Annotated in this window: 16 protein-coding genes and 1 riboswitch; of the genes, 9 read left to right on the top strand and 7 right to left on the bottom strand. The window is 43.7% G+C overall.

The genetic code is table 11. From position 1 onward, the window contains the following. Positions 1 to 41 precede the first annotated feature (41 nt). The gene (locus I2494_RS00810; protein ID WP_218465851.1) at positions 42 to 416 is read right to left on the bottom strand and encodes a diacylglycerol kinase; all 375 of its coding nucleotides are present in this window, start codon (positions 414 to 416) and stop codon (positions 42 to 44) included. A 32-nt stretch (positions 417 to 448) separates the two neighbouring features. Further along, complete coding sequence (gene eptA / locus I2494_RS00815; RefSeq protein ID WP_218465850.1) at positions 449 to 2,086, bottom strand: phosphoethanolamine transferase EptA; 1,638 nt, start codon at positions 2,084 to 2,086, stop codon at positions 449 to 451. 247 nt (positions 2,087 to 2,333) lie between these two features. On the opposite strand from eptA, the gene I2494_RS00820 reads away from it, so the two are divergent. Next, the gene (locus I2494_RS00820; RefSeq protein WP_218465849.1) at positions 2,334 to 2,993 is read left to right on the top strand and encodes a helix-turn-helix domain-containing protein; all 660 of its coding nucleotides are present in this window, start codon (positions 2,334 to 2,336) and stop codon (positions 2,991 to 2,993) included. Between the two features lie 111 nt (positions 2,994 to 3,104). On the opposite strand, the gene mntP is transcribed toward I2494_RS00820, so the two are convergent. Then, positions 3,105 to 3,674 carry a manganese efflux pump MntP gene (mntP, locus tag I2494_RS00825; protein ID WP_218465848.1) on the bottom strand — a complete coding sequence of 190 codons (570 nt, stop codon included), beginning with the start codon at positions 3,672 to 3,674 and terminating at the stop codon, positions 3,105 to 3,107. A gap of 9 nt (positions 3,675 to 3,683) precedes the next feature. Then, positions 3,684 to 3,869: riboswitch (yybP-ykoY riboswitch) on the bottom strand. A 221-nt stretch (positions 3,870 to 4,090) separates the two neighbouring features. Between mntP and I2494_RS00830 the strand changes: the two genes are divergently transcribed. Further along, complete coding sequence (locus I2494_RS00830) at positions 4,091 to 4,834, top strand: SDR family oxidoreductase (protein WP_218465847.1); 744 nt, start codon at positions 4,091 to 4,093, stop codon at positions 4,832 to 4,834. 72 nt (positions 4,835 to 4,906) lie between these two features. Here the strand turns inward: I2494_RS00830 and I2494_RS00835 are convergent, their stop codons facing one another. Then, positions 4,907 to 6,085, bottom strand: coding sequence for a sugar efflux transporter (locus I2494_RS00835; RefSeq protein WP_218465846.1), 1,179 nt, complete (start codon positions 6,083 to 6,085; stop codon positions 4,907 to 4,909). 222 nt (positions 6,086 to 6,307) lie between these two features. Here I2494_RS00835 and I2494_RS20650 point away from each other — a divergent pair, with 222 nt between their 5' ends. Then, entirely contained in the window at positions 6,308 to 6,496 is a 189-nt protein-coding gene (locus I2494_RS20650) for a response regulator transcription factor (RefSeq protein WP_407657847.1), read from the top strand. 74 nt (positions 6,497 to 6,570) lie between these two features. Here I2494_RS20650 and ilvN read toward each other — a convergent pair whose 3' ends face one another. From ilvN to ivbL, 3 genes are all read right to left on the bottom strand, one after another. Continuing rightward, positions 6,571 to 6,864: an acetolactate synthase small subunit gene (gene ilvN, locus I2494_RS00840; protein ID WP_108899404.1), complete on the bottom strand. Its 294-nt coding sequence runs from the start codon at positions 6,862 to 6,864 to the stop codon at positions 6,571 to 6,573. Between the two features lie 2 nt (positions 6,865 to 6,866). Continuing rightward, the gene (gene ilvB / locus I2494_RS00845) at positions 6,867 to 8,561 is read right to left on the bottom strand and encodes an acetolactate synthase large subunit (protein ID WP_218465845.1); all 1,695 of its coding nucleotides are present in this window, start codon (positions 8,559 to 8,561) and stop codon (positions 6,867 to 6,869) included. Between the two features lie 112 nt (positions 8,562 to 8,673). After that, entirely contained in the window at positions 8,674 to 8,769 is a 96-nt protein-coding gene (gene ivbL, locus I2494_RS00850; protein ID WP_108899406.1) for an ilvB operon leader peptide IvbL, read from the bottom strand. A 344-nt stretch (positions 8,770 to 9,113) separates the two neighbouring features. Between ivbL and I2494_RS00855 the strand changes: the two genes are divergently transcribed. From I2494_RS00855 to panC, 6 genes are all read left to right on the top strand, one after another. After that, the gene (locus I2494_RS00855; RefSeq protein WP_218465844.1) at positions 9,114 to 9,542 is read left to right on the top strand and encodes a universal stress protein; all 429 of its coding nucleotides are present in this window, start codon (positions 9,114 to 9,116) and stop codon (positions 9,540 to 9,542) included. A gap of 481 nt (positions 9,543 to 10,023) precedes the next feature. Further along, positions 10,024 to 11,286, top strand: a complete 1,263-nt coding sequence (locus tag I2494_RS00860; RefSeq protein WP_218465843.1) for a putative DNA modification/repair radical SAM protein — start codon at positions 10,024 to 10,026, stop codon at positions 11,284 to 11,286. A gap of 9 nt (positions 11,287 to 11,295) precedes the next feature. Then, positions 11,296 to 12,060 (top strand): TIGR03915 family putative DNA repair protein, encoded by a 765-nt coding sequence (locus I2494_RS00865; RefSeq protein WP_218466031.1) that lies wholly within the window; start codon positions 11,296 to 11,298, stop codon positions 12,058 to 12,060. Positions 12,061 to 12,107: 47 nt separating this feature from the next. Beyond that, a complete protein-coding gene (locus I2494_RS00870) occupies positions 12,108 to 12,950 on the top strand; it encodes a Rossmann-like and DUF2520 domain-containing protein (RefSeq protein WP_218465842.1) in 843 nt (280 codons plus the stop codon). Continuing rightward, positions 12,947 to 13,792, top strand: a complete 846-nt coding sequence (gene panB / locus I2494_RS00875) for a 3-methyl-2-oxobutanoate hydroxymethyltransferase (RefSeq protein WP_218465841.1) — start codon at positions 12,947 to 12,949, stop codon at positions 13,790 to 13,792. Before I2494_RS00870 ends, panB begins: the two co-directional genes overlap by 4 nt. 24 nt (positions 13,793 to 13,816) lie before the next feature. Then, positions 13,817 to 14,665, top strand: coding sequence for a pantoate--beta-alanine ligase (gene panC, locus I2494_RS00880; protein WP_218465840.1), 849 nt, complete (start codon positions 13,817 to 13,819; stop codon positions 14,663 to 14,665). The last annotated feature ends 13 nt before the right edge of the window (positions 14,666 to 14,678 follow it).

Raw genomic sequence — 14,678 nt, forward strand, 5'->3', positions numbered from 1 at the left:
ATTTAAAAAATGAAAAGAGACATCAATAAAGTTAGAAAGAATTATTTAAATCCATAGGGTAATAAAACCCCGCCCCATACCAACGCAGCCAGCAGTAATGTTATCAACACCGCAGCAGACCCCATATCTTTAGCCCGCCCCGACAATTCATGATGTTCGGTACCAATTCTGTCTACGACAGCTTCAATCGCACTGTTCAGTAATTCAACGACCACCACAAGAATCACTGAGCCAATGAGTAAAATTCGTTCAACAGAGGTAATACTCAGCCCACAGGCGATACCGACTGCGGCCAAACATAAAATAGCCTCCTGACGGAAGGCAGCTTCATTTCTCCAGGCTGCAACCAACCCGGCGCGGGAATATCCGGCAGCATTAACAATACGGGTAATGCCTGTCGCTTGAACTTTACTCATAATTTCTCCTGTCCGATCATCAGAATGGTGAGTTAACTGGCTTTGCGACAGCTCTGGAACATATCCAGTGTCGCTTGGTATTCCGTTGTCTGAATATTGAAAATACCCAACAAAGAGTGAAATAGATTGTCTTGGCTGAATTCGTTCTGTTTTGCCTCTTTGGCTAAACAGCCCTCATCCAGTTTTTGTACCTGACGATATTCAGCAGAAGTCCACATCAACATAGGTACGTGAGTTTGCTGGCTTGGGGCGATAGCATAAGGTGTACCGTGCAGATACAGGCCATTCTCACCCAAAGACTCACCATGGTCAGACAGATAAATCATTGCGGTAGCGAATTTATCTTCATGTTTTTGCAACAGACTGATGGTTTTATCCAACATGGCATCAGTATAGACGATGGTGTTGTCATAGGTATTACGCAAGCTGGCTACATCACAATCCTGAATATCATTGGTATCGCAGGTTGGCGTAAATTGACGGTACTCTTTAGGATAACGCTGATGGTAGCTGGGGCCATGGCTTCCCATCTGATGTAAAACAATGATGCCGTCGTTGTCGAGGGTATTAATGTAATCATCCAACTTATACAGCAAAATATCATCCAGACAGGCGCCATCTTTACAGAGCTCTGGCAGTTTCAAGGTAGTGAGATCTTCATTCGGAACACGATTACACACCCCTTTACACCCGCTGTCATTATCTCGCCACAGTACATTAACGTTAGCTCGTGCCAGAATATCCATGACATTTTCGGTATGTTTAGCGGTTGATTCGCTGTACTGTTTTCTGGTCATATTGGAGAACATACAAGGCACAGAAACCGCAGTAGCAGTACCACAAGAGCTAACGTTATCGAAATAGGTGACATTATCCCGTTTCGCTAACTGAGGATTGGTATTACGTGAATAACCACCTAAAGAGAAGTTCTCTGCTCTGGCGGTTTCTCCCAGAACTAACACCAGTAACGTTTTTTTAGGTTGCTGTGTGATTAATGGGCCTTTATGGGCGTCAAGACCAATTTGCTCAAACGGTTTACGGGAGTCGATATAGTTAGACAGATTATTGACCAGACTACCAATAACGTTAGAAGGGGTCAGCAGTTTAACCATATCTTTATTGTTGCGGAAAAATGGCGCGTAATCTTTATAGAAAAACAGCGCGATTAACACAATCACCAGTGATGAAACGATGATGTTTGTCGCTCTTACCCACACAAAACGCCAACAGCTGCGAGAGGGAGTGATCTTTGTCCATGCCACAATGAGGGCAGGAATGATGCCAATTAGTGTAAACCACAACACCATTTTGAACGAGAACAGGTCAAGGGCTTCATGGAGATTAGTTTCCAGCGCATTTTGTGTCATATTTCTGTCAATTACCGTATTAAAGCTATACATAAAGTAATTAACGGCAGCACCAGCTAAAATGAAGATAATAGCGACAGGTTTACGGAGATAAGGAAGCAGCAGTAAGCTAAAGATGACATTCAGACAGCAAAATAATAGAACCGGCATAGATGCGGAAAAAATAATATTGCGCAGGGAGTCCGGCTCGATGATTTGCCATGCCCGATAAAAGAAACGGGTATTCTGAACAAAGGTGATAAACAGCGTAACGGTAATTACAAATAGAATATCATTACATTTTAGCCGAGCAACTTTTCTCATAAATGACTATCTCTGAAAATTAATAGTTTGCGAATAGTCTGTAGTTAATCAGCTAATCCTTAATCAATTATTAAGTGATTAAGTGTAGATGTTATAAGGGAAAAAATGTTCCTTGAATTCGTTACCTGATAGATATTTACTCATTGAAATTATTAAAGTTATTCAATGTCATTAATTTATCTTTATTATTGAAATATTTTGATACTATATTTAGAACAAGGCTTTTAATACAAAACAGAGGCAATAAATGGAATCTGGTATTGAAGAACGTGAACTGACCAACTTAAAAAGAAGAAAATATAATCTTCTGATTAAGCAGGCGATGAAATTATTTGAAAAAGGCGCTTTTCCCACCGTAACAGAATTAGCCACAGAAGCGCAGGTTTCCAGAGCAACGGCCTATCGCTATTTCCCAACTCAAAGTGACCTGATTTCTGCCGTAGTGGATGAAAGTCTTAAGCCCATCATTTTATGGCAGCCAGAGCAAACCAGAGTTGAAGAACGGGTTAATGAGTTATTGAGTTTTGCCTATCCGCAAATGTTTAAGCATGAAGGTGCATTACGTGCAGCATTATTGCTATCTTTACAACAGTGGGCTGAAGAACGGGCTTCATTGTTTAAATCAGAAGCGGATGATGCAGTAGACGTAACCACTAAACGAGAAAAATTGGTCAGAGGTCATCGTAAACAGATCCTTAAGCAGGTTACAGCACCACTTAATGATGAGCTGCCTGCGGAACTGGTAGAAAAGGTAAACCACGCCTTGTCGGTTATTTATGGTTCCGAAGTATTTATGGTCTTGAAAGATATCTGGCAGTTAGAAAATGATGATGTTCAGGCGGTAACACAATGGATAGCGAAAGCAATATTGAATCAAGCCAGAGCCGATGCAGAACAGATAGAGTAGTGAATAAAAGATAGATAACGGCATATATATCAGGATAAATCGGCGGGAATCGCTAACGGCCGTTAATATCGCCCATGTGTGGATGGGCGATAATTGCTGTCAGGTTGAGCGTTAAGCAGCCCATTCCAAATGTTCAAATAAGATATTAATACCAATACCAATCAGGATTATTCCACCAATAATTTCGGCACGTTTACCAAGAATAGGGCCGATAAAACGACCCAGCATCATTCCCAGCGTTGCCATAATCATCGTCGCCAGGCCAATGGCCATTGCAGTATGAATAATATTCACCTGTAGCAGGGCAAGACCAACGCCAACCGCCATAGCATCCAGACTGGTAGCAAAAGCGGTAGTAACAAGGATTAAAAAGGAGTGACGGCGTAGTTTTGGCGCATCGGCTTCCGGTTGTTTGAAGCCTTCAACAATCATGCGACATCCCAGAATGAACAGGAGGGTGAAGGCAACCCAATGATCCCATTCGGTAATATATTGACCAGCAACCAGCCCAATCCCCCAACCAATTAATGGTGTAATAGCTTCGATGCAGCCAAAGATGAGTCCTGTGCGGAATGCTTCTCTGAAACGAGGTTTGTGCAGAATTGCGCCTTTACCTACGGAAGCTGCAAAAGCGTCCATAGACATACCAAAAGCAAGGATAAGTGTTGCAGAAATGTTCACTGTTAGTTTCTCCGGCCGGGGCTCCTCATATACATATTGCACACCTCCCAACCTACAGTGTGTGCAATATGTCTATGGTCTCGCCTACCTGACGGTTGCCTGCACCACGCTGAACCTATGTAGTTCATGCGAGTATGTTGATACAGGCGCTTTTGTTGTGTTAACAAAAACCGGCTACTCCCCAATGACGGCAGGCAGTTTAACACTCGTTCTCAGGATAGCCAAGAATAAATAACTCAATAATATCAATGAATAAGGTAAAATGATTCTTATTATCATCTGCGTTCTGGCATTTATATCTGCTACTTATATGAAATAAAAACAATTAATTTTCTACACGTTAATATCGTGTCGACGATAGGCTAAAATAAATCATAGCCATAAGATTAAACAAACCAATCAGGTGGGACAAAATTATGAAGCAACACGCTATAAATAAAGTCGCTCTAATTACCGGAGCATCCCGGGGAATTGGTGCAGCCATCGCAGAACGATTAGCATCTGATGGATTTTCTGTCGTCATCAACTATGCCGGTAATCAAGTTATGGCGGATGAGTTAGTTCATCAACTGCAATTAGCGGGAGCGCAGGCTATCGCCATTCAGGCGGATATCAGTGATGCCAGCTCGGTTAAACGCCTGTTTGATGAGGCAGAATCAGCCTTCGGTGGCATCGATATACTGGTTAATAATGCCGGCGTGATGGCGCTGGCAACCGTTGAAGAGATGAACGATGCTGATGTAGACCGGTTGCTGGATATTAATTTGAAAGGAACATTCTACACTTCGCGAGAAGCGGCAAAACGACTAAAACACGGCGGCAGAATTATCAATTTTTCTTCATCGGTAGTTGGTTTATTACAGCCAGGTTATAGCATGTATGCCGCCACGAAAGCAGGGGTTGAGGCATTAACCAGCGTAATGGCTAAAGAGATGCGAGGCCGTAATATTACGGTGAATAGCATTGCTCCGGGACCAACGGCGACCGAACTATTCTTGAATGGTAAATCCCCGGAGTTGGTTGAGAAATTAGCGCATCTGGCACCGTTGGAACGTTTGGGGCAACCAGAAGATATAGCCTCAGCTGTATCATATTTAGCCGGGCCAGATGGGGCATGGGTTAATGGGCAGACGCTGAGAGTAAATGGCGGGATTATTTAACTGTGGTAATGAACATCACCAGTATCTTTTATCAGGATACTGGTGTATCTCGTCGGTGAGATAATCAGAAGATTACGCGACTTTAATCTTTAACAAACACAGTGTCGCTACCAGACACATAGCCGCAGCAATATAGAATACCGAGTGGAAACTCCATAACTCTGCAACGGTACCCGCCAGTGAACCTGCGACAATCCAGCCAACCCTAACGGTATTTGTAAACAAGGTTGTGGCGGCTCCGGCCTGACCCGGCATCAGATCCTGAAAATAGAGCATACCAATACCCGCCAGAATACCAATAAAAATGGCATTCAATAGTTGCAGAACCAGCAATATCCAGGGCGAAGTAAAAAAGAATAGCCCGATATAGAACAGTAATCCGGCAACAATAGCGTAATGCATGAGTCTACGTTTACCCAATCGTTGGGCGTAGTAACCCGCTATCAGCATGACCGGAATCTCTAAACCGGCAGCGGTTCCCATCATTACCCCAGCCAGTTTCTCAGGCAGTTGTAGTTCGCTAATCAGATAGAGCGGCATATTAATGATATACATGCCGTTACAGGTCCACATCAGAGAACTAACAATAAATAGCAGCAGCACCGCCTGACGGTTCTGTCGAGGTGCCTGAATGGGAGTATTCGTTGTCTGTTTCACCTTGGGCATGGAAGGTAAGGCATACCAAACGACGACAGAGCATAGTACAAATGCGATAGCCGCAGAGAAATACATGGTTTTAAAACCAAATCCCAGAGCCAGTGCGAAAGCCAATGGTGGACCAATTACCCAAGCTAGCGATATCTGCGCCCGTAAAATGGAGCTAAACATCACCGCTTCACGGCCGGTTTTATCTGCATGTTCTCTGGCCAGAGCAAATAACTGTGGTGTCGCCGTTGAGCCAAAAGTGGATAGCACCACACCAACCGTCAGCAGCAGAAAGTAATTGCGATTAAAAGCATACAATATGCAGCCTAATGCGCCGAACAAACAACAGCGAATAATCAGCATTTTGCGATCGCCGGATTTATCCGAATAGCTGGCGATCATCTGACTGATAATAATGCCAATGATAGCGCTACCGGTATAAAACAGGCCGACCAGAACAGGGCGAGTTTGTACCTCTGTGGTTAAAAACAGACTCAGGGTTGGCGTCTGTAATGCACCGGCAATACCAGTTAAAAAGGCAATAAACAGAAAAGCCAGCGACGTGATATCCGTCATTTGTTTTAAAGAGGCAGGGAGAGATCGCATAAAGTGAATCGTTTCAAATAGTGAACTGCGCGGATAATACGCCGTTTGAAATGAAATAAAAAGGCGTTTTAATTCTATAACTTAGTGATAACAAAAATATTAATCGTTAATAGCGACCAATTAATCAGTTAATCAATAACCTGAGTTAATTATTTCATTACGGTTATTGATGGGTTTCAGTGTATTCCTAAATATAATCTATATGATGATGAAGTTAAAAAAATCGATTCATTATCTAAAAGAGAATATGAGATATTTCAATATATCTCTCAGGGTATGAGTAATAAGGATATTGGTGATAAAATTAATATCAGTGTAAAAACAGTGAGTGTTCATCGATATAATATTATGTACAAATTAAACCTTAAGAACTCAATGGACTTGTATAAACTCTGTGGTCTGCCGGGATAATTATTATGCAACCGGAGTCAGGTTTAATATTCCTGTGAGGGTAATTTAAGTTACCCTCACAGAAAAATGTGACTTTATTGTATAAAGTTTCTTAATTGATCAAAGACGCGTAGATCTTCACTGTATTTGACCTGTTGTACGTCTTCCAGTTTTTCTACCTGACTGACCATCTGAGACAGGCGTTGATCTTTCTGCACTAATAGCCAGATACGGCTTTGTGCATCGCCTTTTAATGGCATACAGAGAATGCCTTCTACGTTAAATGCCCGGCGGGCAAACAGGCCACAAATATGTGACATAACGCCCGGGTGGTTGCGAACAATGAGCTCTAAGGCAATTTGATGTTGTTGAGACTGTTCTGTAGACATAATTAAGCTCCAACCATTTCGATGTTAGCGGCACCCGGTGGCACCATCGGAAAAACTTTTTGGTTAATATCGATCAATGCGTGAATCAGGCAGGGGCCTGGGCGGCGAATAGCCTCTGCCAGTGCGCTTTCCGGATCTTGCTCCGCGTTCAGATCGCAGGTATCCATACCAAAGCCAGCGGCAATTTTAATAAAGTCAGTACGATAAGGGTAAGCCGCAGCAAAAATACGCTCTTGATAAAACAGCGTTTGCTGTTGGTGAACTAACCCCAGAGCCTGATTGTTCATTAGAATAATTTTCACATCCAGATTATGCTCAACCGCCGTTGCCATTTCCTGAATATTCATCATCAGACTACCATCACCAGAGAAGCATAAAACCTTACGATTACGATCCGCCAGTGCAGCACCAATCGCAGCCGGTAAACCAAATCCCATGGTGCCTAAACCACCGGAGGTTAGCCATTGACGATGGCGACACAGGGGATAAGCCTGCGCAACCCACATTTGATGTTGGCCCACATCGGTAGTGATAACGGCTTCACAATCTACTGCACGGGCGGCAGCCAGTACCAGTCCATAATGGCTTAATGGGTTATCCGCATCCGGCATCTGGATCGGATATTGTTGACGGAACTGATTAACGGTTTCAATCCATTCAGTATGAGGCTGCGCAGTAATTTGAGGTAATAACTGCTGCAAAACCTGGCCGACATCTGCATGAATGGCAATTTGTGGTTGGCGAATTTTACTCAGTTCAGCACGGTCGATATCCACATGAATGATTTTTGCATTAGGGCAGAACTGTTCAGCTTTACCGATAGCGCGATCGTCAAAACGTGCGCCCATAACAATCAATAGGTCAGACTCTTGTAAAATCAGATTAGTGCTGCGATTGGCATGCATTCCCAACATACCTAAAGATAATGGATGCTCTGCGGGCAGGGTTCCCAGCGCCATTAAGGTCATGGTCGTTGGTAAATTAGCCCGTTCAGCCAGCTCTATTGCCAGTTTATGGGCATCCGCACAAATGATCCCGCCTCCCAGATACAACACCGGACGCTTAGCCTGATTAATCATTTCTGCGGCTTGTGTCACCAGAGCAGTATCAAACATTGGTGGCTGGTCGGGTACCGGAATAGGTGGCAACTCGCTCAGCTCGATAGTGGCAGTTTGAACGTCTTTAGGGATATCAATCCATACCGGGCCAGGACGACCCGATTCGGCAATACGAAATGCATCACACATAATCTTTGGCAGTTCACTGATATCCCGTACCAGATAGTTATGCTTAGTGATGGGAATCGAAATACCATAGGTATCGACTTCCTGAAAAGCATCGGTACCGATCATGCTGGAAGCAACCTGACCGGTAATACAAACCAGTGGGACTGAATCCAATTTGGCATCAGCAATAGCGGTTACCAGATTAGTGGCACCAGGGCCGCTGGATGAGATACAAACGGCGGCTTTGCCGGTAGAACGAGCCATACCCTGAGCAATAAAGCCGGCGCCTTGTTCATGACGCGCCAGCACGTGATGAATAATGGTACTTTGCCCCAATGCATCATACAGTGGTAATGCTGCGCCTCCAGGAATGCCTGCGACCGTCTTGATCCCTTGACGTTCCAGTAAATAAACAATTAATTCAGCACCCGTAAAACGGGTTCGTTGATGTGGCATACCCGAAGTGGCCATAATTTTTTCCTTTACGTTAGGCCGGGCATTCGGGGCAGGGAGTCTATAAAGCAGAAACCCCGCCCGGTTTGCGCCGGCGGGGTTTCGAAATCGTTACGTTGATTAGGACCCGTTACGGCGCACTGCCGACGACCACCACCACACGCACGACGACCACCGCGGCAGGTTGCGCGGTAAGGAGGAGAGTCGAAGTGAATTGAGATGGCATCACAGGGTTTACCTTTTCAATATATAAAATGTCAGTACCGTTAATAAAAGCACAGTGAAGAAACATGCACAACCCGGTTTGATTAATTTTTTTATTTAGTCATAAAAAGTGAGAGGTTTATCACTGTATGGCCGGAAATACCGATGGTGCTCTGTGAATGCGCTATGGGTTACATTCAGATATTAATGATGCTTATTTTAAAGCATTTCCTGACAAGCTCATTTTTCATACAAATTAATTTCATCTATCGATAGTTCAATAAGTTAACCAGATCACAACAGATTGTCATTTCTCCGATATAATTAAAGAGATGATCCAGGTATACAAAAATAGGAGCGTGCAACATGTACAAATCTATTTTAGTACCCGTAGATATCATGGAAGACGAATTAACCCGCAAAGCATTGGAATATGCGGTGTATTTGGCGAAACAGTCAGATGCTAAAATCCGGCTGCTTCATGTATTCCCCATGTCAACAACCATCATCAATTCCTACGAGTTAGGCTATATGGAGCTGCAAGATAAAGCAGCGGTTAAGGCCCAAAAAAAGCTGGAAGAAATTGCAGCCACTATCGACTTGCCTAAAGATCGCGTCTCTTATTCAATGAGCTTTGGCTCTGTCAGAGACGAGATTGTCGAAGTTACAGGGCAGATCGGTGCGGATTTAATTGTTATCGGCTCTAAACGACCTAATATAAAAACGCACTTATTAGGATCTAATGCTTCCAGCATTGTTCGCTATGCCACTACATCGGTGCTTATCGTTAGGTAAGGCCGTTCACATCCTGTGATGAGCTGTCGGATGATGGCTCATCACCTATATTTTGTTGAATTGTTGATAAATCAGCTGTTGAGAATATTTCGACCCTAATGGCATCGTGCATATATTGATGATGTGCCCGGTCGGAAAATAATCAGTACTTGGCATTGGAGTATATCGAGCCTGTCGGACTACGGGGCGTTATGAGATAACTTATGGTATTTCACCCTGCGAGCCAGCGCTAACGTTGTTCAAACATGCTTTGTTTATCTGACCGCTAAAGCGGTTACGACCGCCACACCAGTCTCTCCCAATGATGGCTATATCGTTAGCCTAAGGTATAAAAACTAAAGCATCAGGTTCTTTTATCATTTTGATTAGATTCATGTTGTTACTTTTCTCGCTGATCTCTGCTGTTTTGGTAATTATCAAATATTGATGACTGTATATTTATACAGTATTTTAATGGTAAATGATAACGCCGGAGAGCAACATGAAAGAGAGTGTACTTCACAAGCTGACCATTTTGGCGGAGTCAGCGAAATATGATGTCTCCTGTTCGTCCAGTGGAACCACGCGACGTAACAAAGCGGGAATGACAGGTAGTACCAGCGGTTGGGGAATTTGCCACAGTTTTACTGAAGATGGCCGTTGCGTCTCATTGCTTAAAATATTGCTGACTAACTTTTGCCTGTTTGATTGTGCTTACTGTGTTAACCGCCGCAGTAACGATATTGAGCGGGTAGCATTTACGCCCGGTGAACTGGCAGAACTAACGATTGAATTCTATCGACGTAACTATATTGAAGGGTTGTTTCTGAGTTCTGGTGTGATAAAAAGTCCGGATCATACTATGGAGAAAATGTTGCGGGTGGTGAAGGATTTACGTACGGTTCACCACTTTAATGGCTATATCCATATGAAAACGATTCCGGGAGCAAGTCAGGAACTGGTTCATCAGGCAGGGTTGTATGCCGACCGTCTGAGTGTGAATCTTGAGATCCCTCTGGAACAGGATCTGAAATTACTGGCGCCAGAAAAAGATCACCAGAGCGTATATAAGCCGATGCACTATATTCAACAGGGTATGGTGCAAAGTCTGGAGGATCGACGTAAATTCCGTTCAGCGCCACGATTTGCACCGGCAGGGCAAAGTACTCAAATCATTGTAGGTGCAGCTAAAGATAATGATAAAGATATTCTGCATCTTTCATCTGCGTTGTATCAGCGTCAAAGCATGAAGCGCGTCTATTACTCCGGATATATCCCGGTGAATACCTATGACAAACGTTTACCGGTAGTGAAAGATCCTTGCCTGAAACGGGAAAATCGACTGTATCAGGCGGATTGGTTAATGCGTTTCTATCAGTTTAACGCCAGTGAAATTCTGGATGACCAAAGCCCTTATCTTGATTTGGATATGGATCCTAAATTGGCCTGGGCAATTCGCCATCCGGAACGATTTCCGGTAGATGTGAATACAGCAGATTACGCCACAATCTTACGCATACCCGGTGTAGGCGTTAAGTCGGCAAAAATGATTATGGTGGCCCGAAAACATGGGCGATTGAATCTGAATGGATTAAAGAAAATTGGCGTAGTGTTAAAACGAGCACAGTATTTTATTACCAATAATGAGCTACCACATTACACCATTCATGAAGCGACACCAGAATATGTCAAAAGCGTTTTGCGAGATACGCCATCACTGCCATCACCTGCACAACAACAACTCTCATTCGGTTTTGCCGATTAGGGGAACATGATGTCTATTTTTTATTATGACAAAACGTTCGATGGCCTGTTAAGTGTGGTATTTGACGCTTACAAGATTAAGCATTTTCCCCAAACGCTCCTGACAGAAGGCGATATTGAGCCGATGTTTATGGAGAGAGTCCACACTACGGTCACCGATGCGAATAAATCCGATCGTGTATGGGCGGCATTACGTAAGAAATTATCGAAGCAGGCGTTGAACCACATTCACCACGTATGGCAGTCAGAACTGCCAGAAGCCGACCATTTGATATTTCGTTATATCTGTAAAGTGATAGATTCACCCCATTCGGTAGAAACACACTTTGCTGATGAAGATGTGATGGCTATGCTAAAACTGGCCAAAAAAGTGAGTAAAGATACGATGTATTTGATCGAGTTTGTGCGCTTTCAGAAAACGAAAGAGAATATTTTCTTTGCTCCGGTGGCTCCGGATTACAACACATTGCCATTAGCGCTTCGTCACTTTATTGATCGTTTTGCCGATCAACATTGGGCACTGTATGACATTCGGCGTGGATATGGTTTTTATTATAATTTGCAACGAGTTGAAGAAATCATCTTGCCAGATGAAAATACTTTGATTGACGGAAAAATTAATCCAACGCTATTAGCGGAAGATGAACAGCAATTCCAGACGTTGTGGCGAAACTATTTTAAAGCAATAACGATTACTGAAAGAATCAATAAGCGACAGCAACGCCAACATATGCCTGCACGCTTTTGGCATTTACTACCGGAAATGCAAAATTAACGCTATGGTATAACCCTGCAAATAGATGAGTTGTCAGGTGGGCAATTTTGAATATAGGGTTTATTGGCGCCGGAAAAGTCGGCTTTACCTTGGGCAAATATTTTGCCAGTAGGGGCATTAATGTTGTTGGCTACTATAGTCGTAACCCGCAAGATGCCCGGGATGCGGCGAAGTTTACCGGTAGTCAGTTTTTCAGTCAGATCTCCTCTTTACTTCAGGTTTGCGACACACTGTTTTTAACCGTACCGGATACGGTTATCACAACACTTTGGCAAGAACTGAAGCCGTATCCCATAGCAGGAAAAAACATCTGTCATTGTAGTGGAGCACTCTCATCATCAGTCTTTGATGGTATTGAGCAATATAACGCCTACGGATATTCCATCCATCCCATTTATGCCATTCATGATAAGTTTCACTCTGTTGAATCTTTACCTGAGGTTTATTTTACCGTTGAAGGTAGCCAAACTAATTTGATAGAAATAACCACGCTTATTGAGTCGCTGGGTAATTCAGTAAGAACTATGAGTGCCGAAAACAAAGCGTTGTATCACGCAGCTTCTGTTATGGTTAGCAATTTAGTGATTGGTTTGACTAAAATGAGTTCCGATATTTTTCAGCAATGTGGCTTTGATCGGACATTTTCTGATAAAGCCTGGAATGCGTTATTTCTTGGTAACGCTGAAAATATTTGCTCATCCGGCATGGTCAACGCATTAACAGGGCCTCTGGAAAGAGGTGATGTAACCACTATTCGCCAACACCTTAAGGCGTTGGGTGAGCAGGAACGTGATATTTATCTTGGTTTATCTCGGGTTTTATTGAAGGTAGCCAAACAAAAGAATCCGGACAGGGATTACTCATTAATTGAAGCGGAGTTAAAACAGTGAAAAATACCGTTGTGACCTTACAACAGCAAAAACTCAGTCGCGACAAAATCACCATGTTAACCGCCTATGATTTCTCAACCGCTAAACTGATGGATGATTCGGGTATTAATGCCCTGTTAGTGGGGGATTCTCTGGGTATGGTTATGCTGGGCTATGAAGATACACTGTCAGTGACGATGGAAGATATGATCCATCACAGCAAAGCAGTTGCCCGAGCGGCTAAACGCGCGTTAGTGGTAACCGATATGCCATTTATGTCCTATCAAATCTCTGTACAGGATGCGTTGTATAACGCAGGCAGACTGGTAAAAGAGGGGCATGCTCAGTCGGTTAAACTGGAAGGGGGCGAGGAGATTTGCCCACAAATTAAAGCCATTACTCAAGCAGCTATTCCAGTGATGGGGCATTTAGGATTAACGCCACAATCGGTTAATGCTTTTGGTGGATTTAAAGTGCAGGGACGTGATGAAGAAGCTGCACGCAGAATTATCAATTCAGCGCTGGCCGTGGAACAAGCAGGGGCATTTGCGGTGGTACTGGAGTGTGTTCCGGCAACGCTGGCTACATTGATTTCAGAATGCCTGACAATACCAACCATTGGAATTGGTGCCGGAGCCGGATGCGATGGACAGGTGCTGGTTTATCAGGATATGTTGGGATTATATGGTGGAATTGCGCCGAAATTTGCCAAACAGTTCAATAATGTTGGTGAGCAAATGAAAGCCGGTTTTGACAGTTATATTCGCGAAATCAAGTCAGGAAGTTTTCCGGCAGAAGAGCATATTTTCCGTATCGATGATGCAATTATGGCAAAACTTCAGCGTGAGTTTTCCCGCACATAACGTATATCAACAGGAGAAACAACGTTGGTTCAGATAGTCAAAACCATTCAGCAAGTAAGAGAAACGGTTAAAGCCTGGAAAAAGGCCGGGTTGCAGGTCGGCTTAGTGCCTACTATGGGATATCTGCATGAAGGCCACCAGAGTCTGATGACTCAGGCAAAAGCAGAGAATGACAAAGTGGTTACCTCAATCTTTGTGAATCCAATGCAGTTTGGGCCAACGGAAGATTTGGCCAGCTATCCGCGAGATCTTGATAAAGATAGCTTACTCTGCCAACAGGCAGGGGTGGATCTGATTTTCCATCCGGAAGCGGAAGAGATGTATTCAGCCGATTTTTGCAGTTTTGTTGATATGACCGGCCTGACAGAAGAGTTGTGTGGTCGCAGTCGCCCAATCCATTTTCGCGGAGTCTGTACGGTGGTGAGCAAACTTTTCAATATTGTTCAGCCCGATCGCGCCTATTTTGGACAAAAGGATGCTCAGCAGCTGGCCGTCATTCGCCAAATGGTGAGTGATTTGAATATTGATGTTCAGGTGGTGGGCTCCCCAATTATTCGTGAACATGATGGTTTGGCGAAAAGTTCACGCAACAGCTATTTAGATGCAGAACAGCGACAGGCGGCACTTTGCCTGTATCGGGCGATTCACCTGGGCCGTAAGTTAATGCAGCAGGGCGAAAAGCAGTGTGCGGAGATTATCTCCCAAATGGAGCGCTGCATTTTACAGGAACCGATGGCAAAAATTGACTATGTCTCTATTGTTGATGCCAGCAAGTTGACACCGGTTGAACGTATTGATGCCTCCGTTTTGTGCGCCATGGCGGTTTACATTGGTAAAACGCGGTTAATTGATAACTTTGTGTTTGATTTTTAAATAAGAGGCGGTC

The organism is Limnobaculum allomyrinae, assembly GCF_016649425.1.
Classification (GTDB): domain Bacteria; phylum Pseudomonadota; class Gammaproteobacteria; order Enterobacterales; family Enterobacteriaceae; genus Limnobaculum; species Limnobaculum allomyrinae.

Bases quoted from the DNA above. Each gene is read 5' to 3' on its own strand.
- ilvB (WP_218465845.1), bottom strand. From the start codon at position 8,561: ATGGCCACTTCGGGTATGCCACATCAACGAACCCGTTTTACGGGTGCT.
- I2494_RS00810 (WP_218465851.1), bottom strand. From the start codon at position 416: ATGAGTAAAGTTCAAGCGACAGGCATTACCCGTATTGTTAATGCTGCC.
- I2494_RS00830 (WP_218465847.1), top strand. From the start codon at position 4,091: ATGAAGCAACACGCTATAAATAAAGTCGCTCTAATTACCGGAGCATCC.
- I2494_RS00860 (WP_218465843.1), top strand. From the start codon at position 10,024: ATGAAAGAGAGTGTACTTCACAAGCTGACCATTTTGGCGGAGTCAGCG.
- I2494_RS00835 (WP_218465846.1), bottom strand. From the start codon at position 6,085: ATGCGATCTCTCCCTGCCTCTTTAAAACAAATGACGGATATCACGTCG.
- I2494_RS00865 (WP_218466031.1), top strand. From the start codon at position 11,296: ATGTCTATTTTTTATTATGACAAAACGTTCGATGGCCTGTTAAGTGTG.
- ilvN (WP_108899404.1), bottom strand. From the start codon at position 6,864: ATGTCTACAGAACAGTCTCAACAACATCAAATTGCCTTAGAGCTCATT.
- I2494_RS00820 (WP_218465849.1), top strand. From the start codon at position 2,334: ATGGAATCTGGTATTGAAGAACGTGAACTGACCAACTTAAAAAGAAGA.
- ivbL (WP_108899406.1), bottom strand. From the start codon at position 8,769: ATGCCATCTCAATTCACTTCGACTCTCCTCCTTACCGCGCAACCTGCC.
- eptA (WP_218465850.1), bottom strand. From the start codon at position 2,086: ATGAGAAAAGTTGCTCGGCTAAAATGTAATGATATTCTATTTGTAATT.
- I2494_RS00855 (WP_218465844.1), top strand. From the start codon at position 9,114: ATGTACAAATCTATTTTAGTACCCGTAGATATCATGGAAGACGAATTA.